Here is a 24,019-nt window from a genome sequence, read left to right as displayed (position 1 = left end):
CCTCGGGTGGTGGACCGGTGAATGAGGTGGCTCAGGGGTCCGGGGCGGTGCTCCGGGCCCCTGAGCCGTGGTCGAGGGCGAGGGTGTGGTCAGCGGGGTGCCGGGGGTGTGGCAGCGGTGCCGAGGAGGGCGGTGAGGCGGGTGTGGGTGTGCTGCCAGGTCCAGGCGGATTCGATCCGCGTACGGCCCTCGCGGCCCATCGCACCGGCCAGTTCCCGGTCGGTCAGCAGCCGGGTCAGCCGGTCGGCGACCGCGGCGACGGATCGGGGATCGACCACATAGCCGGTCCTCCCGTCCGCGACGGTGTCCGGGGCGCCTCCCGACCGGCCGACCACGGTGGGCAGGGCGCAGGCCGCGGCTTCGAGGAAGACGATGCCGAGGCCCTCCACCTCCAGGCCGGCCCGACGGGTGCGGCAGGGCATGGCGAACACATCGGACGCGGCGTAGAAGGCGGGCATCTCCGAGTGCCGTCGACCGCCCGCGAGAACTACCCGGTCGTCGAGGCCGGAGGACGCGACCAGACGGCGGAGCCGGGGTTCGTCCGGGCCCGAGCCGACCAGCAGAAGGGTGGCGTCGGGAACCGTACGGTGGATCAACGGCAGGGCGCGGACCAGGGTGTCCTGGCCTTTGCGGGGCACCAGCCGGGCCGCGCACAGCACCACGGGCGCGCCGGGAGGGATGCCGTGCGCGGCGCGGAGCGCGATCGCCTCCGGGGTCGGGACGGGGCCGCGCGGGGTGAACTCCGACGGCTCGACGCCGGGTGTCAGCCGCCGTATCCGGGCCGCGGCCGCGGGGTCCAGCGCCGGGGTGATCGTCCGCCGGGTGTAGTCGCCGAGACAGGTCAGGGTGTCGACGGTCGCGCCGATCCGGCGCAGGGCGCGGCGTGCGCCGGGGGCGCGCGCCCACCAGACCTCATGGCCGTGGGTGGTCGCCACGATCCGGCGGACGGGGGTACGGCGGCGGAGTCCGGCGGCCATCAGCCCGAGGGGCGCGGCGGCACCGAACCAGACGGTGTCGCAGTCCAGTTCGCGGATGAGGGCGGCGGCGCGGGCGGTGGTACGGCGGGTGGGGAGGAGAGTGCGGGCGGTGTCCCGTACGACGGGGAAGGGGAGTCGGGCGTCATGGGCACGGGCGCCGGGCTCCGCGGAGGTGTAGACGGCTACGTCGGTGGGTGGAAAGCGGACGGCCATGGCGTGGACGAAGGTCTCGATGCCGCCCTGGCGGGGCGGGAAGTCATTGGTGATGATCAGGGTCCTGGGCATGGGGTGTCGGCTCACCGTTCGGTCGGAGGCGGTGTCGGGGGGTGGTGGGGGCTTCAGTGGTGGGGGCGGCTTCGGCTTCGGCAGGGTGTGAGGTGCCGACCGGTGGCGGGTGGCGCGGGTGGGGCCGGGCGATGTGCCGAGAGGGCGAGGAAGGCGAGGACGAGGGGGTAGAGGAGATAGCCGTAGCGGCTGGCGGGGGCCAGTCCGAGGGCGAGGAGTAGACCCAGGGCCGTACGGTTCGCGGCGGCTCGTACGGTCGTGGGTGGACGGGCCACCAGGGAGACCGCCATCAGCAGCGCCGCCGCGCACAGCAGCGCCAGTGCCACCGACCGGCCGGAACCGCCGGGCAGACAGTCGGCGATCAGCCTGCCGGGAAGCGGGCTCGCGGCCGGTGACGGGGTGTCGGCGAGGCCGAGGGGGAAGGCGACGGCATGCCGGAAGAAGGACGCCGGGTCGCCGATCAGTACGGGTACGACGAGGGCGGTGACCGTCGTGGCGGCGACCAGACCGCAGCGGAGCGCCGTCCGGCGGCCGTGGATCGCCGCGAGCGCGGCGCAGGCGACCGCGAGGCCGGGCCAGGCCGTCCACTTCATGGCGGACGCGAGGCCGAGTACGAGGCCCGCCGTGCCGGGGCGCCTGCGTACGGCGAGAACCGTGCCCAGGCACATCAGGCCGATGAGGGGGAGGTCGATACCGCTGACCGCCAGGGACATCGCGACCGGTGGGCAGGCGAGGAGAAAGGCCGGGCGGAGGGCTCCTCCGGGGGTTCGGGTGCCGGCGTTTCCGGGGCCCGGGCGGCGGAAGGCCAGGGTCAGGATGATGGCGAAGGTCAGACCGAACCAGAGCCGTGGGTCCGTGAGCGGTCCGCCACCGGTCAGCGCGCTCGGCAGGCCGAACAGGGCCATCGCCGGGAGGTACGGGTTGTAGTCGGCGGTCCTGGCGGGGTCCGGGTGGTAGGGGCTGCCGGAGTCCAGCAATCGGGTCGCCGCCGCCTCGACGACCTCGACCTCCAGTTGGGCCGCGCCCGTGCCGACGAGGACGGCGAGCGGCAGGGCCGCGGCCAGCGCGGCGGCCAGGACGGGCGCCCGGCGCCCGGGGGCGACCGCGGCGCTCAGATAGCCGACGGCGGCGGTCCCGCCCCAGAAACGGTGCGTCGCGACCTCCGTGACCAGGGCGAACCCGCACGCGAGCCCGGCGAACAGCAGCCAGACGGCCCGGCTCGACAGCACGGCCGTGAGAAGGGTGTACGGAAGGACGCGGACGGCGGCGCCGGTACGGCGAGCCTCGGCCCGGGGCGCGGCGGAGACGACGGCGGCAGCGCGCACCGTACGCGGGCCGCCGGACCTGGCGCGGATTCCGGTACGGGTATCGGTACGGGCGTCGGTACCGGTCGTCGATATGTGCGGCGGGAGCGGCACGGCCCGCCTCCTTGCTGGTGGGTGTCGTGGCGTGGGTGATGGGACGTGGGTGTCGTGGCGTGGGTGATGTGGGCCGGGTACGAGGCGTGCCGGCCGCTCGACCAGCAGGTTAGGAAGGCGGGGCCGGTCGATTCGTCACACCGGGGGGCGGTGTTCGGGCTCGAACCGGAGGGTGAGTGGAGGTCGGAAATCAACCCGTGCTCCGACGCGTCTCCACCCTCGTGACCCGCAGACTTGCGGGTATGAAAGGACAGGAAGACCGACTCCGTGACCGGCCCGCTCGGCGGCTGCTGCGGTTCCTGCTGCTCTCTCCCGAGGACCACGGGGTGCGTACGGCTTCGCCGTCCCGGCTGCCCGGCGCCGACGCGATCGGCCGGGCCGGGCTCGCGCGGCGGATAGCGGAATGGGTGCGGACACCCGCGTATCCCTGGATCAGCGGAGGGCTGCTGGGGGCCGGGGCGATCGCGGAGGTGCTGCGGCTGGACGCCGGGACGACGGTGGCCGTGGTGATCGCCGTGGCCGCCGTGGCGACGGCGCTCGCGGCGACCCTGCCGCTGATGTGGCGTCGGACCTGCCCGGCGCTGGCGGGGTATCTCGTCGTCCTGGCCTCGCCGTTGAACTTCCTGTTCCGGCCCGCCCTGTTCCTCTCCGTCTGCATAGGCGGGCTGATCGGCTTCTACACCCTCGCCCGCCATCGGGTGCACCATCCGGTGGTGCTGGCCGCCTTCGGTGTCGGGCTGATGGCCGTGGTCGATCTGCTCCATGTGACGACCGACGTCTTCGACGGGCCGTACTCCGACCCCTTGCCGCTCGGCTCCCGGGGGTCGCTCGGATACTTCGCCGAGTCGTTTCTGATCGGACTGGCGATCCTGGCGGCGGTGAGCGCCGGTGACGCGGTCCGCAGCCGTGAGGGGGCCCGGCGGGAGCGGGCGGCGGCGCAGGAGGAGCTGATACGCCTGGAGCGGCACAAGGCGGCGGAGGCGGAGCGCCGGGCCATCGCGCGCGAACTGCACGACATCGTCTCGCACTCGGTGTCGGTGATCGCGGTCCAGGCCGAAAGCGCCACCTATACGACACCCGGGCTCTCCCCCGAGGGCCGGGACGGCTTCCAGCAGATAGCCGGTTCGTCCCGGGAGGCGCTGAACGAGCTGAGGCAGCTGCTCAATGTGCTGCGCTCCGACGAGGTCACGGGGCGGCGGACGGCCGCCGAGGCTCCGCAGCCGACCCTCGACCGGCTGGACGAACTGCTGGCACGCCACCGTGACGGCGGGGGCAGCGCCGGGCTGACCGTCTCGGGGAACCGGCGGCGGCTGCCGGGGTCAATCGAACTGACCGCCTATCGGATCGTGCAGGAGGCGCTGACGAATGTCCGCCGCCACGCACCGCGCGCCACCGCGGAGATCGCGCTGGAGTACGGGGTGAACCGGCTGGCGGTCCGGGTCTTGGACGACGGGCCGGGGCCCTCGGTGGGGGCGGCGGCCCCCGTGCGGGGGCATGGGCTCATCGGGATGACCGAGCGGGTGACGCTGGCGGGGGGACGGCTGGCCACGGGGCGCGGGCCGAACGGAGGGTTCCTGGTCGCCGCCGAGTTGCCCGTCGCCGTCGAAGGCCGTGGCGAGTGGGGCGGCGGGAAGAAGCGGCCGGGCGCACCAGTACCGGCGGAGAACGTTTCACCGGCGGTGGCGGTGGGTGTCATGAGCGGGGATACGACAGTCGGCGGGAGCGCCGGGCGGCGTGGTGGAAAGGGGCGGGGATGGTGATCCGGGCCGTGGTGGCGGACGACCAGGCCATGGTCCGGGCCGGGTTCGTCAACCTCCTCTCGACCCAGGACGACATCGAGGTGGTCGGTGAGGCGGCGGACGGGGCGGAGGCGGTCCGGATCGTGCTGGAGCGGCGGCCCGATATCGCGCTGCTCGATATCAGAATGCCGGTGATGAACGGGGTGGACGCGGCCCGGCGGATCGTCTCGGAGGCCGATGGCGACACCCGGGTTCTGATGTTCACGACCTTCGGGCTCGACGAGTACATCTATGAGTCGCTGGCGGCGGGGGCGAGCGGGTTTCTCCTCAAGGACGCCACCTTTCCCGAACTGCTGCACGCGGTCCGGGTGATCGCGGCGGGTGAGGCGCTGCTCGCGCCCGCCGTGACCAAGCGGCTGATCGCCGAGTTCGCCCGGCTGCACCGGCCGGTGGTCGCGGGGAAGCCCGCGGTGGATCTGACGCCACGGGAGATCGATGTACTGGCACTGATCGCCCGGGGGCTCTCCAATGCCGAGATATCCACCGCCCTGTCGATCTCCGACCATACGGTGAAGACCCATATCAACCGGATCTTCGCGAAGACGGGGCTCCGGGACCGGGCTCAGGCGGTGATCCTGGCGTATGAGACGGGGTTGGTGACACCGGAGACCGTAGGGTGACGCTCTGACCGCCGGTGTATCCCTCTCCCGGAGGGGTACCGGGTGGGCGCTCCCGTTAGCAGGAGAACCCCGTGCCCCAGTTCTCGCGCAGGTTCGTCGCCGTCTCGTGCACCGTACTGATCGCCTTGTACGTCTCCCGGGCCGGAGGCGTGGACGGAGGGCCGGGCGGCGGGGCGGGCGGGACGGTCACCACCGCGGAGCCGCCTGCCCGGCTCGATCCCCCGGCCGCCGCCGGAGCGGGGCCGGGAGCAGGGGCGGCCGGGCCGGGGGGCGATGCCGGGGGCGATGGAAAGGCGACGGAGGATCAGGGCGCGTCCGATCAGGGGGTGATGGGACGGGAGGGGCTCGCGGAGGCGGCGGACCGGGTGCGGGTGCTGGCGGGGCTGGATATCGACGCGGGGCAGCAGCCGGAGGGTATCGCCGCCGAACCGGTCGGATCGACGGTGGTCACCTTCGCCCATACCCGTCAGATCGCCCGGATCTCCCCGGGCGGGAAGGTACGAGTGCTGGCGACCCTGCCCGCTCCCCCGCCGTCGGCCGAGACTCCGACCGTGGGGGAACCGTTCCTCGGCGGGATCGTCCGGGCCGGCGACGGGACGCTCTATGTCACCTATGGCACCGGTACCGCCGAACTCACCGGGGTGTGGCGGCTGTCGCCCGACGGCGGCGGTATCCGCCGGATCGCCGCCCTGCCCGCCGACGGGCTGCCGAACGGGATCGCCCTGGACTCCCGGGCCGGGCAGCTGTATGTGACCGATTCCGTCGCCGGGGTGGTCCTGAGGCTGCCGCGGGACGGGGGGCGGGCGGTGGTCTGGAGTTCGGATCCGCTGCTGGCCCCGGATCCGGGCGGGTTCGCCGGGGCCAATGGGATCAGGGTGCACCGGGGCGCGGTCTGGGTGACCAACCACGACCGGGGGACGGTGCTCCGGTTCCCGGTGACCGGGTCACCGGCATCACCGACAGCCGGGCGGCCCGGGACGGTGGCCGAGGGGCTGGGCGAGATCGACGATCTGGAGTTCACGGGGGACGGTGACACCCTGCTCGTCACCGGCGTCACCGACAGTCGGGTACTTCTGATCCGCGACGGAACGGGGGAAGGGGGCGGGGACCGTAACGGGGGCGGTGGGGGCGGGTCGGCGGGGCGGGCGGCCGTAGCCGTACTGGACGAGGACGACGGGCTGCGGAACCCGTCGGCGCTGGCCCGGCACGGCGCCCGGGTATGGATCGCCAACTCGGCGCACTACACGCTGGCCGAGCCCCGTGTCCTGGTGATGCCCGTACCCCGGTGAGCCGGGCGCGCGGCGCCCGGCGGGCAGCCGTGAGGGGCGGCCGACCGGGGTGCGGTCGGCCGCCCCTGTGACACCGGACGGAATACCGGTCCGTCGGCGGGAGCGCCGTACGGCTCAGAGCAGCGGCTCGTCGTCCGTCGAGCGGTACACCGCCAGGGCCCAGATGATGAACACATCGATCGCGATCATGATCAGTGCCCAGACCGGCAGATAGGGCAGGAAGAGGAACTGCGCGATCAGGCTGATCGAGGCCAGGAAGATACCCAGCCAGCGCGCCCACTCCATGTTCTTGAGCACCCCGTAGCCGGTGATCACCAGCAGGATGCCGAGAATCAGATGGATCCAGCCCCAGCCGCTGAGGTTGATCCGGTAGACGTAGTCCCCGACCGCGCCGTAGACGACGTCCTTGTTGATGGCCGCGATGCCCTGGAGGATCGCCAGAACGCCGTTGCACAGCATCAGGACCCCGGCGAAGACGACCCCGCCGACCGCCCATGCGCTGTTGCCCGGTGAACCGGAGCCCGCTCCGCGGCCGGTCCCGGACCTGTGCGGTGGCGGGGTCCCGGTCGGCTGTGATGCCTGGGTCATGGGACTCTCCTTCGTCATCCCGTACGCCCGACGCGCACGGGGCTCCGGATTCGAGCGTCGGACCGGACCTCGCGTACCGCTATTCGGATGCACCCGTTCGGGTGATGTTCGGGATGGCGGCCCGGGGCGGCGGGACGGCCCGGCGGGTCAGCCGGTCCCGTCGGCGGACCGGCCGTTCCCGGGCTTCCCGGGCCACCGGGGCTCCCCGGGACCTCCGGGGTCCTCGGGGTCCTCGGGGTCCTCGGAGACCGCAGGGGCATCGGGCGCATCGGCGAGGAAGTCCACGATCGCCAGAGCGAGCAGCAGACAGAGCACGATGCCGACCACGACCCATGCCGTGGGATAACTCCACAGCAGATAGCTCAGCAGTGCCAGGGCGACCAGGACCCAGAGGATCCAGCGGCGGTGGCGGCGCAGCCAGGGGCCGACCGGTCCGGTGCGCAGCCCGGCGTGGTCGGCGGTGGACCGGACCGCGCGGATGCCGGAGTGCCAGAACCCGCGGACCAGGACGGCCCGGCGCCCCCGGCCGGTCAGCCAGGCGCCGATGGCGATCACGATTCCCAGGGCGACGACCATCCGGATGGTGGTCCGCATCAGCCGGACCATGGCGTCGTAGACCGCGCCCGCGGCTGGACGGGAGGCCGAGGCCGGGAGCGCGTCCAGGTAGACCGTACGGAAGACGGTCAGTCCGAGGCCGAGGACCAGGGTCGCGAAGGCGACGCCGAGCGCCGCGGCGACCAGGGTCCGTCGGCGGTGGACGGCGAGCAGCACACCCGCCGCGACCAGGACCAGGGCCAGGACCGGCAGCCAGAACCCGGCCAGCTGGAGCAGCCGGAAGCCGGTCTTCAGCTTTCCGATGTCATCGGATTTGACGACCGTGAACTGGGTGTGGATCTCGGGGATCTTTCCGGCGACGGTCAGCCCGTCGGCCACCAGATCGGCCTTGACCTGCTCGATCACGGGTGCGAGATCGATCTGGACGGCATTGTCGGTGAGCTGGATCGCGCCGCCGCCGCTGCCGGTCAGGGCTTTGTCCACAGCGCTGTGGATCTTCCGGTTGGCGTTCACCCAGAAGGTCTGGAAGCGATCGGAGGCGACGATCTGCCGCGTCTTGTCGTGGACGAAGCTGCGGACCGCTCCCTCCAGCGCGCCGCCCAGCTTGCCGAGGGCGGCCGCCACCCGTGGCCGTTCCGCCGGGGCGACGCCCTCCAGCAGGGTGTTGATATCGATATGGGCCATCACGGCGTCGGTCACCCGGTTCGCCACCGCGTCCTGGACGTCGGAGTTCGCGGCGATGGGGGCGACCGTGGAGACATAGCGGTCCGTGTCGCCGACCTCCTGGGCCGCCCAGGCGGCGACGACGCTCAGCGGGGCGAGCACACAGCCGATCACGATCAGCAGGGCGGAGAAGAAGGCGCGGACGCGGTGGTGCCCGGCGGGCGGGCGGGTCCGCTCCAGCGCCGCGACGCGCTCGCGGAGGCGGTGGAGTTCGTCGTCGCGGGGGTCGGCCGGGCCCGGAGTCCCGTCAGCCATGAGCGCCTCCTCCACCACCGGGCCTCGGGGCCGTTCGCGCCGGGCGTCCGGATCGGGCGTCCGTACGTCCCGTCCCGAGTCCGCGGGGCGGGGCCGTCACCGCCAGCGAATCGGCTGTGCGCCGGGCGGGCGAGCGTTGATGACCCGTACGGGTTCGGGGTCACCCGTACGGGCCCGTCCCCGCGCCGGGGGTCCGGCGGGGGCTTTGAGTGGGGGCATGCGTACGGACGACGGAACGGCGCCGCCCGGCGGAATCGGCGGCCCCGGTTCCGGACGGGGGCCGGGCTCCGGGCCTGGCTCCGGGCCGGGCCGGGAGGGTGCGGATCCCGGGCCGGGCCGCGACGAGTCCGGTACGGGTGCCGCGGCGGGCGGGGCCGAATCGGCGCGGACAGCGGGGGCGGCGCCCAGTGGACCCGGCACGGCGAGCGATGTCCCGCTGGGGAACATCCTGCGCAGCCGCGGCTATCTCGCCCTGCTGCTGTTCTCGGCGGTGCTCGGCGCGCCGATCGCTTTTCTCTCCTTTCTCTTCGTCACCCTCCAGCACGAGATCCAGCACGCCGTCTGGACCGAACTCCCGCAGGCCGTCGGCTATTCGGAGCCCCCGTGGTGGTGGCCGCTGCCCGCACTGCTGCTGGCCGGGCTGATCCTGGCGCCGATCGTCACCCGTTTCCCGGGGGGCGGCGGCCACCGGCCGGTGGACGGTCTCGGCGGGCCGCCGCTCGGGCCCGAGGCGCTGCCCGGGGTGGTGCTCGCGGCACTGGCGACCCTGCCGCTGGGGGTGGTACTCGGCCCTGAGGCGCCCCTGATGGCGCTGGGCAGCGGGCTGGCGCTGCTCGCCCTGCGGGCGGTCCGGAGCGCCGCCCATCCGAAGGCGGGGCTCGTCCTGGCGATGAGCGGTTCGACGACCGCGATCTCCACCATTTTCGGCGGGCCGCTGGTCGCGGTCGTGATGATCGTCGAGGCGGCGGGGCTCGCGGGGAGCCAGCTCTTCGTCCTGCTGCTGCCCTGTCTGCTGGCGAGCGGGGTCGGCGCGCTGGTCTTCACCGGTTTCGGGCAGTGGACCGGGCTGTCCACGGGCGCCCTGTCCCTGCCCTCCGTACCGCCGGACGCCACTCCGGACGCGGGTGACTTCCTCTGGGGCGTACCGGCCGCCGTGGTGATCGCCGTGATCGTGTTCCACGCCCACCGGCTGGGTTCGGTCACGGCGGTGTGGACCCGGACGAGGACCGGACCGCGCACGGTGGTCTGCGCCGTCGCGGTGGGGGTGCTGATTTCCGCGTACGCCCTGGTCACCGGCCGTTCCCCGGCGGAGGCGGCACTCTCGGGGCAGGCCACCCTGGGGGTGCTGGCGGCCGATCCGGGGGCCTGGCCGGTCGCGGCGCTGCTGGCGCTCGTCGTCTGCAAGGGGCTGGCCTGGGGGATCGCGCTCGGTGCGCTGCGCGGCGGGCCGATCTTCCCGGCGGTGCTGCTGGGCGCGGCCATGGGGGTGGCCTCTTCGGGGTTGCCGGGGCTGGGGGTGACCGCCGGTCTCGCGCTCGGGGTGGTGACCGCGACGGCCGTGGTCACCCGGCTGCCGGTGACCAGTGCCGTGCTGGCCGCCCTGCTACTCGGCCCCGACGCGGCGAATCAGATGCCGCTGGTGGCGGTCTGCTCGGTGGTCGGCTTCGTCACGGTCCAGGTGTTGGAGGGCATCGGCACCTCGGCCGGGAAAACCGAGCGGCAGACCGGAAAGGCGGGGAAGGGGACCGGGGCGGAACCGGCGGCAGGCTGACCGGGAGAGCGGCGGTCCGACGGGACGGTGGTCCGGTGGGGCCGTTCGGGTGGGATATAGGCCGGGGAGTACGGCGTACGGGACAAAAGTTCACGGACTTTGCCGGAGCCGGGAACCGGGGCCGGGGTCGGCTCGTTGGACACATTGGGCAAAGGAAACGTCAAGAAAGGCGCGGCCCGCGCCGGATTGCGCAGGGATTTCCATGGGTGTCAGCCTTTCCAAGGGCGGCAATGTCTCGCTGACCAAGGAGGCCCCTGGCCTGTCCGCGGTCGTCGTGGGCCTCGGCTGGGACGTCCGGACGACCACCGGGACGGACTTCGACCTCGACGCGAGCGCGCTGCTGGTCGACGGCAACGGCAAGGTCGTCTCCGACCAGCACTTCGTCTTCTTCAACAACCTCAAGAGCCCCGAGGGCGCCGTGGAGCACACCGGCGACAACCTCACGGGTGAGGGCGAGGGCGACGACGAGCAGATCAAGGTCAACCTGGCGACCGTCCCGGCCCAGGTCGAGAAGATCGTCTTCCCGGTCTCCATTCACGAGGGCGAGAGCCGCGGCCAGTCCTTCGGCCAGGTGCGCAACGCGTTCATCCGCGTGATCAACCAGGCCGGCGGCGCCGAGCTGGCGCGTTACGACCTGAGTGAGGACGCCTCGACGGAGACCGCGATGGTCTTCGGCGAGTTGTACCGCCACGGCGCGGAGTGGAAGTTCCGGGCCGTGGGCCAGGGGTACGCCTCCGGTCTGCGCGGTATCGCCCAGGACTTCGGCGTCAACATCTGACCCGGTCCGGTTCGGCGAGAACCGGGATCCCTGACATAGGGGATCCGCGAGAAACAGAGGACGAGGGTCCGCCACTCTGGGGTGGCGGGCCCTTGCCCGGCTCCGGGGGCGGTGATCCACTGGTTGCCCTGTCGTACGCACTATCACCCCGATGAACCGGTTCACCGGAAAGCCGGAAGCCGGAGAGGACGAGGCAGCTGTGGCCACGACCGCCGAGCATCTCGCACCACCCCCGGGTGTCGACCTGGTCTGGTACGGCCGGGTGGCCGAACTGGCCGAGGAGGCGCTCGCCCACCGCCATCTGCTCGACGCCGAGGAGTCGTCCCGGCTGGACGCCTTTCTCCGGCCCGTGGACCGGCACGCCTACGCGGTGGCGCATGTGACGCTCCGTCGGCTGCTGGGGGCGCGGCTGGGGGTCGACCCGGCGGCGGTGACGATGGAGCGCCGCCCCTGCGGGCAGTGCGGCGGGCCGCACGGCCGTCCGGCCGTACCGGGCGACCGGATCCACTTCTCCCTCTCGCACAGCAGCCGGACGGCGGACGGCCGGGTGCTGATCGCACTGGCCGAGGCGCCGGTGGGGGTGGACGTCGAGGCCGTACCGAACGCGAGCACGGTCGCCGAGGTCAGCGGCCAGCTGCACCCCCACGAGCGGACGGAGCTGAACGCGCTGGCGCCGGGGGACCGGCCGCTGGCCTTCGCCCGCTGCTGGACCCGTAAGGAGTCCGTACTCAAGGCGACGGGTGCCGGACTGGGCGAGGGCGTGGCCAATATCCATGTCGGCGCCGGGCCCCTCCCCCGGCCGGACGCGATGGGGCCGGAACTCCCCTGCGCCCTGTCGGATCTGCCCGCCGGGCCGGGGTACGCGGCGGCGGTGGCCCTGCTCGGGGCGGGGTCGCGGGACCTCGGCCGGGCCGCGATACGCGACGGGGGCTGAGCCGTGCAGTTCGTCGTCTTCATGACGCTGCCGGGTCTGGTGATCCTGCTGACCGTGATCGCTTTCGTGGACCACGCCCTACGGGCCACCGGGCGCGGCCGGCGGACCGGGCGGGTCTCCGCGACCGGCTTCGAGCAGTTGCACGCGTCCTTCTCGCCGGGGAAGGCGACGGAGCTGAGGGAGCGGCACAGCTCCCTGCTGATGAAGGACGACGACGAGGACGGGGCGCCGCCGAATCGTTCCACCGTGGATCTGGACGGCGGGGTCGCGGTGGTACGGCTGCCCTCGGAGCCGGGGAGCCGTACGGCCCGGGAAGGCTGACGCGGGCCCGGGACCAGGCGGTTGTACGCCGGTCCCGGGCGGCTCGTCGGACCGGGCGGTCAGGCCGGGCGGGTCGCCTTGAGGGAGTACATCAAGGGGATCCGGGGCTGCCCGGCGGGGAAGCGGCGGTAGCCGTCGTCCCCTACTTCCAGGGACGCGAACCGGTCCCAGAGCGTCATGTCGTGCTCGTGCAGGAACTCCAGCCGCAGCCCGGTCGCGCAGATCGCCGAGACGACCCGCCCGATCGGGTGCTGCCATTCCACCGTGCGGTTGTGGACGGTGGTGGCGGCCGGGTCGGCGTACGTCCCCGCCTCGTCCTCCTCCCACGCCTCGCGGGTGAAGTAGTCATGGACCACCCGGGTCCCCGTCTCGTCGTCGAGGACGTCGGTGATCGGGTGGAACTCGGCGAGATAGAGGAAGCCGCCGGGCGCCACCAAGGACGCCGCGACCTCGGCCCAGCGGTCGATGTCCGGCAGCCAGCTGAGGGCACCGAGGCCGGTGTAGACGATGTCGTACGGGCCCGGGGGCACGGCGTCGCGCGCGTCGTACACATCGGAGGTCACGAACTCGGCCCGCTCGGGGCCGAGGCCGATCTCCCGGGCGATGGCCCTCGCGGCGTCGACGGCGGGCGCGGAGAAGTCGAGGCCGACGACGCGCGCGGCGCCGCGCCGGGCCCAGCTCAACGTGTCGAGACCGAAGTGGCACTGGAGATGGAGCAGACTGCGGCCGGTGACGTCCCCGACCTCCGTCAGCTCGAAGTCGCGCAGCCGGTCCTCACCCGCGCGAAAGGCGTCGACCTCGTAGAAGTCGCTGGTCACATGGATGGGGACCCGCTCGTCCCAGTTGGATCGGTTGGCGTCGCGCCAGTCGTCGGGGATCGTGGGTACGGACATGCCCCGACGTTATCCACAGGCTGAGGACGGCGCGAACGAATTGTCGGCCGCCCGGCGCAGAATGGGGTCATGACTGAGACCACGCAGCCGAATCAGCCGCAGGCCCCGGCCTGGGAGCAGCGCTTCCGGGCGCCCAGGGTCTCCCTGCCCGACTGGGCCAGGGACGCCCCCGACCGCTCGTTGTTCGTGTCCAACGCGACGGGGACCTACGAGCTGTACGCCTGGGACCGGGCCACCGGTGAGCAGCGGCAGGTCACCGACCGGCCGAACGGCACGACGAGCGGGACGCTCTCCCCGGACGGCGAGTGGATCTGGTGGTTCTCGGACACGGACGGGGACGAGTTCGGGATATGGCTGCGGCAGCCCTTCGGCGGCGGGCCGGACGAGCCCGCGGTGCCGGGGCTGGCCCCTTCCTACTCGGCGGGTCTGGCGATCGGGGCGAACGGGGTCGCGGTAGTCGGGCGGTCCACCGACGAGGACGGTTCGACGATCCATGTCGTACGGCCGCCGGGGCCGGACGCCGCTGATGTCGCGGGTGCCGTCGGTGACGGCGCGGCCGGGGAGCGGGTCGCGGGTGCGGTGGAGATCTACCGGCACCGGGAGTCGGCGGGGGTCGGCGATCTCTCGCACGACGGCACGCTGATCGCCGTCGAGCACACCGAGCACGGCGACGCGATGCACTCGGCGCTGCGGGTGGTCCGGCTCGACGGGAGTACGGTCGCCGAGCTGGACGACACCCGGGGCGGCACGGAGGAGCTGGGTCTGGAGGTGCTCGGGTTCGCCCCGGTGGACGGGGACACCCGGCTGCTCGTGGGGCATCAGCGCCGGGGCCGCTGGGAGCCGATGATCTGGGACGTGGCCTCCGGTGCGGAGATCCCGCTGGCGATCGATCTGCCGGGCGATGTGGCCGCCGAGTGGTTCCCGGACGGTTCGGGGCTGCTGATCGCGCACAGCTTCAAGGCCCGGGGCGAGCTGTGGCGGTACGACCTGGCGGCCGGGGAGCTGACCCGGATCGACTCCCCCGCGGGGTCGGTCTCGGGGGCGACGGCGCGGCCCGGTGGCGAGGTGGAGTATCTGTGGTCGTCGGCGGCGCTGCCGCCGCAGGTGCGGTCGACGTCGGGCGGGGTGGTGCTGGATCCGCCCGGTCCGAAGGCGCCGGAGTCGGTGCCGGTGGAGGACGCCTGGGTGGAGGGGCCGGGCGGTACGGTCCACGCCCTGGTGCAGCGCCCCGCCGGGGCGAGCGGTCCGCTGCCGACGGTCTTCGAGATCCACGGCGGCCCGACGTGGCACGACAGCGACGCGTTCGCGGCGGGTCCGGCGGCCTGGGTCGACCAGGGCTATGCGGTGGTCCGGGTCAACTACCGGGGCTCGACGGGGTACGGCCGGGCGTGGACGGACGCGCTGAAGCACCGGGTGGGGCTGATCGAGCTGGAGGACATCGCGGCGGTCCGCGAGTGGGCGGTGGAGTCAGGGCTGGCCGACCCGGAGCGGCTGATCCTGGCGGGCGGCTCGTGGGGCGGCTATCTCACCCTCCTCGGTCTCGGCACGCAGCCGGAGGCATGGGCGCTGGGGCTGGCCGCGGTGCCCGTCGCCGACTATGTGACGGCGTACCACGACGAGATAGAGGCGCTGAAGGCGATGGACCGGACGCTGCTGGGCGGGACGCCGGAGGAGGTGCCGGAGCGGTTCGAGGCGTCGTCGCCGCTGACGTATGTGGACGCGGTCCGGGCGCCGGTCTACATCTCGGCCGGGGTGAACGACCCCCGCTGCCCCATCCGCCAGGTGGAGAACTATGTGGACCGGCTGGCGGCCCGGGGCGCGGTCCACGAGGTCTACCGCTATGACGCGGGCCATGGGTCCCTGGTGGTGGAGGAGCGGATCAAGCAGGTGGCGATGGAGATCGCCTTCGCCGAGGCGCATCTGCCGAAGCCGGGTCACGGCCCGGGCGGCGCGGACGACGCGGCCGGAGAGGGGGGTGCGGCGGAGTAGCCCGGAGGCGTTCCGTACCGTGGAGGGGTGTACAGGTTCCTGCTGACGCCCCGGTGGTGGGGCATCAATCTCTTCGCCGTGCTGGCGATCCCGCTGTGCATCTTCATGGGGACCTGGCAGCTCGGCCGGTTCGAGGACCGCGCCGAGGCCCAGAAGGAGGCGGAGCGGGCGCCCACGGCGGAGGAGCTGAAGCCGAGGCCGCTGGGTCAGTTGCTGCCGGTGGACAAGGAGACGTCCGGCCGGACCGCGACCGCCGAGGGGCGTTACGGCGAGCAGTTCCTGGTCCCGGGGCGGAAGCTGGACGACCTGACCGGGTCGTATGTCCTCACTCTGTTGAAGACCGACGGGGGCCGGGTGCTTCCGGTGATCCGGGGCTGGCTTCCGGCGGGTGCCGCGGCGCCCGCCGCGCCGACCGGCCGGGTCTCGGTCGCGGGCGCCCTCCAGGCGTCGGAGACCGTCGGCAAGGACGGGGTGCACACGGCGGGCGGGCTGCCCGAGGGGCAACTGGCGATGATCAGTGCGGCGGCGCTGGTCAATCTCGTCCCGGACGAGGTGTACGACGCGTACATCACCCTCAACCGGGCGGACGCCGGGCTGAAGGCGGTCCCGGCGACGCTGCCGGAGGGCACCGGGCTGGATCTGAAGGCGTTCCAGAACCTGGGGTACTCGGGCGAGTGGTACGCCGGGGTGGCGTTCATCCTCTTCATGTGGTTCCGGTTCTTCCGGCGGGAGGTGGAACTGCAGAAGGACGCGGCCCTGGGGCTGGTGCCCGAGACCGGTTCCGGCCCCGGGCCGGGAACGGCACCGGACGCGGGACCGGGCACGGCACCGAACGCGGAGACGGGCCCCGACGCGGGCTTGGACACCGACACGGACACCGACACGGACACCAACACCGACACCGAGCCGAAGTCGGACACGAAGTCGGAGTCGGGCCGGGAGTCCGGTGCCGAGGCCGGTGCGGGGGCCGGGCGGGCGTCGGGCTGAGGCCGGGTGCCCCGAGCCGGGAGTCCGGTACCGGGCTGAGGCCGGGTGTCCTGGGGCCGCCGCAGTGGTCCGCGGGGCCGGTCAGGGCGGCGGGTAGGGCGTCCAGCGGGGCGAGGCGGCGCGGTCGTAGTGGGCGAAGGTGCCCGGGACGATATCCGTCAGGGTGATCCACTCGTCGTCGGGGGACCAGTCGGGGTCGCCCACGGCCTGGGCGGCGATGGGTGAGTACCGCCAGCAGAGCAGGGCGCGGGGCGGGGCCGTGTCACCGGGTGGCGGCTCGTCCTCTTCGTGGTCCTCGGGCCGGTACTCGGTGCCGTCCGTATCGAGTTCCAGGATCCGGCCGAGGAATTCCCGGCCGTCGCGGAGGGTGAAACCGACGGTCTCCCGACGGTCCGTACGAATGCGGAGATGGCCGCAGAAGGCCCGGAGCGTGTCGTCCACGGCTCGTACTCGTCGTGCCTCTCGGTCGGCCGGCCGCCCCGGGGAGCCGGGACGTCAAGGCCGTCGGGTCGTCAAGGTCGTCGGGTCTTCGGCGGGGCGTCGGGGGCGGGTCAGCCGCTCAGGACGCCCGTGCGGTAGACCGTACCGGCGCAGACGTTGTCGATGACGGTCTCGGCCACGGCGGCGCCCGCCTGGGAGACGTGCTGGACGTAGACCGTGCCGCCTTCGGGTGCGGGGTTGTTGCCGCCTTGTTGGTTCTCGCCTTCGGCGAGGGGCGGTCCGGCCGGGTTCTCGGCACCGCCGCCGGTGGTGCCCTCGGTGGCGGTGGGGTCGGGGGACGGGTTGCCGGTGGGACAGGACTCGCCGGGGACGAAGGCGAACTTCACCTCGTACGCCTCACCGGGCTTCAGCAGCGCCGAGGCCAGTTCGGCCGACGGGTCGGGCAGCCCGGGGGCAGCGTCACCTGCGACGTGCTCGACCACCTGGAGCTTGGCCATGTCAGCGGCACCGCTCGCCCCGATACTCACATCGCCGTCGTCGTTGACCACACACGGGCTGTCGGAGCGGTTGGCGATCCGGAAGGAGCCGTAGACCGTGCCGTTCGCGTCGGGCGCCTCCGCGCCTTCCGCGACGACCATGAGCTGATTGTTTCCGCAGGTCGGAGGGTTGGAGAGGATCTCTCCGCCACCGCTTCCGCCGGGCTTCCCGGGTCCCTCGACGCCGGGTTGGCCACCCGGTTCGCCCACCGGGCCGCCGGGCCGCTGACCGGGCGTGGTCTCCTTGCCCTTGGTCGGGGTCGGCTGCGGCCGGGCGGGGCCCTCGCGGTCGCCCGTGGTGCCCGGGCTGCCGCCCTCGTTGCCGCCGGTGGGCCGTTCGTGGCCGGCGTTCGCGGTGTTGGTCCGGTTGTCGCTCTTGGCGTCGGCCACATGCAGCAGCGCCGGTACCGCGGTCCCCGTGAGGACCACGGCGGCGACCGCGCCGATCAGCAGCTGCCGCTTCCGGGCGCGTCGCGCCGGGACGGCCGTCCGCAGCCGGTCCAGGGCTCCGTCGGCGGGCCGGAGGTCGCCGACCGCGCCCTGGAGCAGTCGGCCGAGGTCCAGTTCGGGTTCGGGTCCGGCCGCGAAGGCGGGAACCGGCGCGGTGTCCGGCGGACTGCCGGGCGCGGTGTCCGGCGTACCGACGACGGCGACCGGAACGGTCTCGTCGGTCGGGGTCGGGCCGACAGGATCCGCCGAGTCGGCGGGGTCGGCGGGGTCCGTCACGGCCGCCGGGTCCGGGTCCGAGTCCGAGTCCGGGTCCGGGTCCGGTGCCGGGGTTTCCGCGTCAGGGGCGTCGGGGGCGTCCTGGGCGGTCGGGGGGACCGGGTCGCCCTGGTCGTGTTCGTGTTCCGGCCCGTTGTTCACAATTCCGTTTCCAGTCCGGTCGTCGAGGGGTCCGTCCGGCCCGTACCGCTCAGTTCGTATGCCGTCGTCGTGCGCGCCGCTCACTTCGTCGCCTCCATGGCGATCCGGAGCGCCGCTATGCCCCGGGAGCCGTACGCCTTCACCGAGCCGAGGGATATCCCCAGCGTCTGGGCGACCTGGGCCTCGGTCATATCCGCGAAGTAGCGGAGTACGAGCACCTCGCGCTGACGGCGCTGAAGTCCCCGCATGGCCTTGATCAGATCGTCCCGTTCGAGCTGCTCGTACGCCCCCTCCTCCGCGCTCGCCATGTCCGGCATCGGCTTGGAGAGCAGCTTGAGCCCGAGGATCCGGCGGCGCAGCGCCGAGCGGGAGAGGTTGACCACGGTCTGCCGCAGGTAGGCGAGGGTCTTCTCGGGGTCCCTGACGCGCTTGCGCGCGGAGTGCACCCGGATGAACGCCTCCTGGACGACGTCCTCGCAGGAGGCGGTGTCGTCGAGGAGCAGCGCGGCCAGTCCCAGCAGGGAGCGGTAGTGGGCGCGGTAGGTCTCGGTGAGGTGGTCGACGGTCGTCCCGAGCGCCACCGCCGGCACCGTCGCCGTCATGGCCGCCGACCCGGTCGTGCCCGGGCCGGACCCCGGGCCCCTGCGCTTCCCCGTCGCGGCCGGGGTCGCCGGTTCGGCGCCGTCACGCTGCGGGGGGATGGCCGGGGCCAGCGGCGGAGCGGCGGCCCGGGAGCGGGGGGGTGTCGAGGGTGAGGACGGTACGGGCGCGATCACCGGCATGCCCCCCGGCAGGCGCAGCGGCCTGCGGAAGGGGCGTACGGGAACGCCGGGTGTCGCCACCCCTGCGATGTCGAGTACCTCTGCCACGTCTGTTGGACACGCTTCCCCCCGTCAGGGTTGTACGCGCACGCCACCGCTTTCGACCGTGGTTTCTCTGCAGCCATGCGTACTCGCTCTTCCCCCATGCCCCTTTGTCGCGGCTGTCGCGGCCCCGACCGGCGATGACCGCAGAGACGCTCCCGGCACGGCCGCCGGTTGCACCCCTCGGGATCCCGGGAGCGGTACGACGGCCGTTCGTCCTGGCGCCCGGTCCGAGCCGTGTCCGGCGGATGACGGCGTCAGCGGCCGTACGGACCGTTTGACGTGCTCACGGGGCGTTCACAGATCCTACAAAGGCGAGGTGTCATTTAGACAGGCCGAACGGCCCGAAAAGGGCAGGAAGGGTCGAAGAAGGAACAGGAACCGATCATGAATCGGTCGGAGCCCATGACTCGATGAGCGACTGGGCGACGGACTCGGCGATCTGGGTGGTGTTCAGGGCGGCGCCCTTGCGGAGGTTGTCGCCGCAGATGAACAGCTCCAGCGCGCACGGGTCGTCGGGCGACCGCCGGACCCGGCCCACCCAGGTCGGGTCGGTACCCACCACATCGGCGGGGGTGGGGAAGTCCCCGGCCGCCGGGTCGTCGAAGAGGACCACCCCCGGCGAGGTCGCGAGGATCTCGTGGGCCCTGGCGACGGTCACCTCGGACTCGAAGCGGGCGTGGACGGCGAGGGAGTGCGCGGTCAGTACGGGGACCCGGACGCAGGTCGCGGAGACCCGCAGCCCCGGCAGATCGAGCACCTTGCGCAGTTCGGCCCGGAGCCCGAGTTCCTCGGAGGACCAGCCGTCGTCGGCGGGTTCGCCGGTCCAGGGCACGACATTGAGGGCGACGGGCGCGGGGAAGGGCCCGAACCCTGAGGCCGCGGCGGACCCGGCGGCCCCCGACCCGGCGGCCCCGGCGGCCCGGGATCCGAGACCGGGGAGACCGGAATGTCCAGGGAGACCGGAGAGACCGGAGCCGGGAGTGCCGGTTCCGTTTCCGGTGGTGTCCTCGACGGCTCGCCGGACGTCGCCGGGGGTCTGTCCGAGCTCGGTCCCGGCGACGAGGGCGAGTTGGGCCCGGAGGGTGTCGACCGCGTCCCGGCCCGCGCCGCTGACGGCCTGGTAGGAGGCGATCACCAGCTCCCGCAGCCCGAACTCGGCGTGCAGCGCGCCGATCGCCGGCAGCGCCGTGAGGGTGGTGTCGTGCGGTCCGGCGACGATGCCGCGCGGCCGGAGCCGTACGGCATGGGGGTTGATCTCGGGTACGACCAGGGGGACGTCCGGATCGAGCCGGAAGGCGGCCGAGGCGTCCACGACGACCGCGCCCTTGGCGGCGGCGACCGGCGCCCACTGTGCGGAGACCGCCGACGGCACCAGGAAGAGGGCCACGTCGACGCCGGTCAGGGCCTCTTCGGTGAGCGGGACGACCTCGCACTCCTCGCCGCGTACGGCCAGCTTGCGGCCGGCCGTACGCGGGGAGGCGAGGAGTCGGATATCGCCCCATACGTCTGCGTTGCGGGAGAGTATCTCCAGCGTCACCGCGCCGACGGCCCCGGTCGCCCCGACGACCGCGAGCGTCGGCTTACGGGTCATCGGCCGGTGCCTCCGTAGACCACGGCCTCGTCGGAGTCGCTGTCCAGCCCGAACCGGGTGTGGACGGCGCGTACCGCCTCGTTGACGTCATCGGCCCGGGTGACCACCGAGATACGGATCTCGGAGGTCGAGATCAGCTCGATGTTGACGCCCGCGTCCGTCAGCGCCTCGAAGAAGGAGGCGGTGACGCCGGGGTTGGTCTTCATTCCGGCGCCGACCAGGGAGATCTTGCCGATCTGGTCGTCGTAGCGGAGGGATTCGAAGCCGATCCGGCCCTTGGCCTTCTCCAGTTCCTCGATCGCCCGGGCGCCGTCCGTCTTGGGCAGCGTGAAGGAGATGTCGGTGAGGGCGGTGGTGGCGGCGGACACATTCTGGACGATCATGTCCAGATTGATGTCGGCATCCGCGATCGCCCGGAAGATGGCCGCCGCCTCACCCGGCTTGTCGGGCACCCCGACGACCGTGACCTTGGCTTCGGAGACGTCATGGGCGACTCCGGAGATGATGGCGTGCTCCATCTGCTGGTCTCCCTGCGGTTCGTTGCTCACCCAGGTACCGCGCAGCCCGGAGAAGGACGAGCGGACATGGATCGGAATGTTGTAGCGGCGGGCGTACTCGACACAGCGGTGGAGCAGCACCTTGGAGCCGGACGAGGCCAGCTCCAGCATGTCCTCGAAGGAGATCCAGTCGATCTTCCGGGCCTTGGGCACCACTCGGGGGTCGGCGGTGAAGACGCCGTCCACATCCGTGTAGATCTCGCAGACCTCGGCGTCCAGCGCCGCGGCGAGGGCGACGGCGGTGGTGTCGGAGCCGCCCCGGCCGAGGGTCGTGATGTCCTTCTTGTCCTGGGACACGCCCTGGAACCCGGCGACGATGGCGATATTGCCCTCGTCGAGGGCGGTACGGATCCGGCCCGGCGTCACATCGATGATGCGCGCCTTGTTGTGGACCGAGTCGGTGATGACGCCCGCCTGGCTGCCGGTGAAGGACTGGGCCTCGTGGCCCAGGTTTTTGATCGCCATGGCCAGCAGCGCCATGGAGATCCGCTCTCCCGCGGTCAGGAGCATGTCGAACTCGCGGCCCGCCGGAATCGGGGAGACCTGCTCCGCGAGGTCGATCAGCTCATCCGTTGTGTCGCCCATCGCGGACACCACGACGACCACCTGATGGCCGTTCTTCTTGGCATCCACGATCCGCTTGGCGACGCGCTTGATGCCTTCGGCATCGGCAACGGAGGAACCTCCGTACTTCTGCACGACAAGGCCCACGTGGCGCTCCTTGCTCGGTCTTTTCCGCCGCAGGCCGGTGGTGCTGCGGTCGGCTCAGTCTAACGAGCGACTTCCGGCCGATTCCGGACAGATCACATGTTGATACGCCCGGCTCGACTGGTGAACAGCGCCGCCCGGCTGACCTACTGCCCCGGAGTCCACGGCGGTACGCGCCCATGTGGGGCGGGTCACAGCGGGTCGGGCACCGTACGCCCGGGGTGACGCCGGACGCCGTACGGCCGGAGCCGGTCCGCCCGGGCCCGTGGCGGGGCCGGAGACACCCCCAGACACCCCGAGACCACCCGGGGGCCCGGAACACACCCGGACCCGGGGGCGGGCCGCACTCAGGCCCCCAGGGCCCCAGGACCTCAGGGGCTGCGCAGCCCCAGCGGGGCCGCGATCTCCGCCGCCATCACCCGTCCCGCCTCCTCGGCGAGCGCGTCCTCGGCCAGGTCCTCGTCGGTGTCCAGCCCGTCCAGCTCGGCCAGCGGCTGGTCCAGCCGGACGTGCGCCACCAGGGACTGGAGCGCCCGCAGGGTCGCCGAGGCGGTCGGCCCCCAGTTGGAGAAGTAGGAGAACTGCCACCACCAGAGCGCCTCGGTGGTCCGGCCGGCCCGGTAGTGGGCGAGCCCGTGCCGCAGATCGGTGACGATGTCCGCGACGTTGTCCGAGATACGGAACGCGACCGGCGCCTTACGCGGCTCGTACGGGTCGAAGACCTCGGAGAAGACGTCCACCGGGTCCAGCATCAGGGCCAGCCGTTCCCGCAGGTCGTCCGCGTCGGGCTCGGGGCCGGTATCCGGCTCGTACCGCTCGTCCGGGAGGATGTCCTCATGTGCTCCCAGCCGTCCGCCGGTGAGCAGCAGCTGGGAGACCTCCAGCAGCAGAAACGGTACGGCGCTGTCCGGTTCGTCGCCCTTGGCGACCTCGGTCACGGCGACGATGAAGGACTCGACCGAGTCCGCGATCTGAACCGCAAAATCGGCCGGATCCTGGTTCACGGCGTGCAGCATGGCGTCAGACATCGAGAAGTCGTCTCCCCTCGAAGGCACGTCCCAGCGTGACCTCGTCGGCGTATTCCAAGTCTCCCCCCACAGGGAGACCACTGGCCAGCCGGGTGACCTTCAAACCCATCGGTTTGATCATTCTGGCCAGATAGGTGGCCGTGGCCTCGCCCTCCAGATTGGGGTCCGTGGCCAGGATCAGCTCGGTGACCGCGCCGTCCGCGAGCCGGGCCAGCAGCTCACGGATCCGCAGATCGTCCGGGCCGACCCCTTCGATGGGGCTGATCGCCCCGCCGAGTACGTGGTAGCGGCCCCGGAACTCCCGGGTCCGCTCGACCGCCACGACGTCCTTCGACTCCTCCACCACACAGATCACGGCGGGGTCGCGGCGCGGATCGCGGCAGATGTTGCACCGCTCCTGCTGGGCGACATTGCCGCAGACCGCGCAGAAGCGGACCTTGTCCTTCACTTCCAGCAGGGCGTGGGCCAGCCTGCGGACGTCCGTCGGCTCGGCCTGGAGGATGTGGAAGGCGATCCGCTGCGCGCTCTTGGGACCGACGCCGGGCAGCCTGCCCAGCTCGTCGATCAGATCCTGAACCACGCCTTCGTACAACGGACTGCCTTTCCTGCCGTGGACCGCGGACCTCCCGGCGGCCTCTCGCGTTGCCGCCGTCCCACCGTAGTGGCTGGGCCGCCCTGTTCAGAAGGGTCGTCACCGCGCCCTTCGCGGCGCGCGACGCCGGGCGGGCGCCGCCCTCCGGCCCGTCAGAAGGGCAGACCCGGCATTCCGCCGAGGCCCTGGGTGAGCGGGCCGAGCTTCTGCTGCGCCAGCGCCTGCGCGTTCTCGTTCGCGGCCTGGACGGCGGCGACGACCAGATCGGCGAGGGTCTCGGTGTCCTCCGGGTCCACCGCCTCGGGGGCGATCACCAGGGCCCGCAGCTCGCCGGAGCCGTTCACGGTCGCCTTCACCAGTCCGCCGCCCGCCTGGCCGTCGACCTCGGTCTCCGCCAGCTCCTCCTGCGCCCGGGCGAGGTCCTGCTGCATCTTCTGGGCCTGCTGAAGGAGCTGCTGCATATTGGGCTGGCCACCACCGGGGAACACGGTCACTCCAGGCATCTCGGGACACCACGATCTCGCGGTACGCGATCGAGCCTACGTGGTCGGGGAACGGACCGCCGCACCGGCGGAACGGACGTCCGGACCGGCGGAACGGACCCCCGCACCGGCCGGGCGGCCCCCGCTTCCGAGGGGCTAAGCTGCGGGG

At 72.6% G+C, this 24,019-nt stretch carries 22 protein-coding genes; 9 read left to right on the top strand and 13 right to left on the bottom strand.

The annotated features are described in order from the left end of the window. Positions 1-89: 89 nt before the first annotated feature. Together AB0G74_RS05995 and AB0G74_RS05990 are read right to left on the bottom strand one after the other, a co-directional pair. The gene (locus AB0G74_RS05995; RefSeq protein WP_361141199.1) at positions 90-1,262 is read right to left on the bottom strand and encodes a glycosyltransferase family 4 protein; all 1,173 of its coding nucleotides are present in this window, start codon (positions 1,260-1,262) and stop codon (positions 90-92) included. Between the two features lie 53 nt (positions 1,263-1,315). Beyond that, entirely contained in the window at positions 1,316-2,680 is a 1,365-nt protein-coding gene (locus AB0G74_RS05990; protein WP_361141197.1) for a glycosyltransferase 87 family protein, read from the bottom strand. Positions 2,681-2,922: 242 nt separating this feature from the next. On the opposite strand from AB0G74_RS05990, the gene AB0G74_RS05985 reads away from it, so the two are divergent. The 3 genes from AB0G74_RS05985 to AB0G74_RS05975 all read left to right on the top strand — a co-directional run bounded on the left by AB0G74_RS05985 (position 2,923) and on the right by AB0G74_RS05975 (position 6,388). Further along, positions 2,923-4,440 (top strand): histidine kinase, encoded by a 1,518-nt coding sequence (locus AB0G74_RS05985; protein ID WP_361141195.1) that lies wholly within the window; start codon positions 2,923-2,925, stop codon positions 4,438-4,440. Beyond that, complete coding sequence (locus tag AB0G74_RS05980) at positions 4,434-5,099, top strand: response regulator transcription factor (protein ID WP_361141193.1); 666 nt, start codon at positions 4,434-4,436, stop codon at positions 5,097-5,099. Before AB0G74_RS05985 ends, AB0G74_RS05980 begins: the two co-directional genes overlap by 7 nt. A gap of 71 nt (positions 5,100-5,170) precedes the next feature. Further along, positions 5,171-6,388: a hypothetical protein gene (locus AB0G74_RS05975; RefSeq protein ID WP_361141191.1), complete on the top strand. Its 1,218-nt coding sequence runs from the start codon at positions 5,171-5,173 to the stop codon at positions 6,386-6,388. Between the two features lie 114 nt (positions 6,389-6,502). Here the strand turns inward: AB0G74_RS05975 and AB0G74_RS05970 are convergent, their stop codons facing one another. Together AB0G74_RS05970 and AB0G74_RS05965 are read right to left on the bottom strand one after the other, a co-directional pair. Continuing rightward, positions 6,503-6,976, bottom strand: a complete 474-nt coding sequence (locus AB0G74_RS05970; protein WP_361141190.1) for a hypothetical protein — start codon at positions 6,974-6,976, stop codon at positions 6,503-6,505. A 147-nt stretch (positions 6,977-7,123) separates the two neighbouring features. After that, entirely contained in the window at positions 7,124-8,509 is a 1,386-nt protein-coding gene (locus AB0G74_RS05965; RefSeq protein WP_361141188.1) for a hypothetical protein, read from the bottom strand. A gap of 217 nt (positions 8,510-8,726) precedes the next feature. Here AB0G74_RS05965 and AB0G74_RS05960 point away from each other — a divergent pair, with 217 nt between their 5' ends. The 4 genes from AB0G74_RS05960 (at position 8,727) to AB0G74_RS05945 (ending at position 12,313) form a co-directional block, all read left to right on the top strand. Then, complete coding sequence (locus AB0G74_RS05960) at positions 8,727-10,280, top strand: chloride channel protein (protein ID WP_361141186.1); 1,554 nt, start codon at positions 8,727-8,729, stop codon at positions 10,278-10,280. Positions 10,281-10,482: 202 nt separating this feature from the next. Next, complete coding sequence (locus tag AB0G74_RS05955) at positions 10,483-11,058, top strand: TerD family protein (RefSeq protein ID WP_361141184.1); 576 nt, start codon at positions 10,483-10,485, stop codon at positions 11,056-11,058. A gap of 151 nt (positions 11,059-11,209) precedes the next feature. Further along, on the top strand, positions 11,210-11,992 hold the full coding sequence (locus AB0G74_RS05950; protein ID WP_361141182.1) for a 4'-phosphopantetheinyl transferase superfamily protein: 783 nt from the start codon (positions 11,210-11,212) through the stop codon (positions 11,990-11,992). A 3-nt stretch (positions 11,993-11,995) separates the two neighbouring features. Then, entirely contained in the window at positions 11,996-12,313 is a 318-nt protein-coding gene (locus tag AB0G74_RS05945; protein ID WP_361141180.1) for a DUF6191 domain-containing protein, read from the top strand. Between the two features lie 59 nt (positions 12,314-12,372). Here AB0G74_RS05945 and AB0G74_RS05940 read toward each other — a convergent pair whose 3' ends face one another. Beyond that, complete coding sequence (locus tag AB0G74_RS05940; RefSeq protein WP_361141178.1) at positions 12,373-13,206, bottom strand: class I SAM-dependent methyltransferase; 834 nt, start codon at positions 13,204-13,206, stop codon at positions 12,373-12,375. 69 nt (positions 13,207-13,275) lie between these two features. Here AB0G74_RS05940 and AB0G74_RS05935 point away from each other — a divergent pair, with 69 nt between their 5' ends. Then, positions 13,276-15,195 (top strand): prolyl oligopeptidase family serine peptidase, encoded by a 1,920-nt coding sequence (locus tag AB0G74_RS05935; RefSeq protein ID WP_361141176.1) that lies wholly within the window; start codon positions 13,276-13,278, stop codon positions 15,193-15,195. A gap of 27 nt (positions 15,196-15,222) precedes the next feature. Further along, a complete protein-coding gene (locus AB0G74_RS05930) occupies positions 15,223-16,182 on the top strand; it encodes an SURF1 family protein (RefSeq protein WP_361141174.1) in 960 nt (319 codons plus the stop codon). 81 nt (positions 16,183-16,263) lie between these two features. Here the strand turns inward: AB0G74_RS05930 and AB0G74_RS05925 are convergent, their stop codons facing one another. The 8 genes from AB0G74_RS05925 to AB0G74_RS05890 all read right to left on the bottom strand — a co-directional run bounded on the left by AB0G74_RS05925 (position 16,264) and on the right by AB0G74_RS05890 (position 23,856). After that, positions 16,264-16,623 carry a hypothetical protein gene (locus AB0G74_RS05925; protein ID WP_361141172.1) on the bottom strand — a complete coding sequence of 120 codons (360 nt, stop codon included), beginning with the start codon at positions 16,621-16,623 and terminating at the stop codon, positions 16,264-16,266. A 110-nt stretch (positions 16,624-16,733) separates the two neighbouring features. Then, positions 16,734-18,110, bottom strand: coding sequence for a hypothetical protein (locus AB0G74_RS05920; protein WP_361141170.1), 1,377 nt, complete (start codon positions 18,108-18,110; stop codon positions 16,734-16,736). Next, positions 18,107-18,895 carry a SigE family RNA polymerase sigma factor gene (locus tag AB0G74_RS05915; RefSeq protein WP_361141169.1) on the bottom strand — a complete coding sequence of 263 codons (789 nt, stop codon included), beginning with the start codon at positions 18,893-18,895 and terminating at the stop codon, positions 18,107-18,109. Before AB0G74_RS05915 ends, AB0G74_RS05920 begins: the two co-directional genes overlap by 4 nt. A 379-nt stretch (positions 18,896-19,274) precedes the next feature. Further along, on the bottom strand, positions 19,275-20,483 hold the full coding sequence (locus tag AB0G74_RS05910; RefSeq protein WP_361141168.1) for an Asd/ArgC dimerization domain-containing protein: 1,209 nt from the start codon (positions 20,481-20,483) through the stop codon (positions 19,275-19,277). Beyond that, a complete protein-coding gene (locus tag AB0G74_RS05905) occupies positions 20,480-21,751 on the bottom strand; it encodes an aspartate kinase (protein ID WP_358827697.1) in 1,272 nt (423 codons plus the stop codon). The genes AB0G74_RS05910 and AB0G74_RS05905 overlap by 4 nt, the downstream gene beginning before the upstream one ends. A gap of 368 nt (positions 21,752-22,119) precedes the next feature. Beyond that, positions 22,120-22,776 (bottom strand): DUF5063 domain-containing protein, encoded by a 657-nt coding sequence (locus AB0G74_RS05900; RefSeq protein WP_358827698.1) that lies wholly within the window; start codon positions 22,774-22,776, stop codon positions 22,120-22,122. Next, entirely contained in the window at positions 22,769-23,368 is a 600-nt protein-coding gene (recR, locus tag AB0G74_RS05895; RefSeq protein WP_361141165.1) for a recombination mediator RecR, read from the bottom strand. The genes AB0G74_RS05900 and recR overlap by 8 nt, the downstream gene beginning before the upstream one ends. Before the next feature lie 152 nt (positions 23,369-23,520). Continuing rightward, on the bottom strand, positions 23,521-23,856 hold the full coding sequence (locus AB0G74_RS05890) for a YbaB/EbfC family nucleoid-associated protein (RefSeq protein ID WP_358827712.1): 336 nt from the start codon (positions 23,854-23,856) through the stop codon (positions 23,521-23,523). Between the last annotated feature and the right edge of the window lie 163 nt (positions 23,857-24,019).

Origin of the sequence: Streptomyces sp. NPDC020875, from assembly GCF_040641415.1 — a bacterium.
GTDB lineage: Bacteria > Actinomycetota > Actinomycetes > Streptomycetales > Streptomycetaceae > Streptomyces.
Note: the sequence above shows the minus strand (reverse complement) of the source record. Positions and strands in the feature narration are given on the sequence as shown.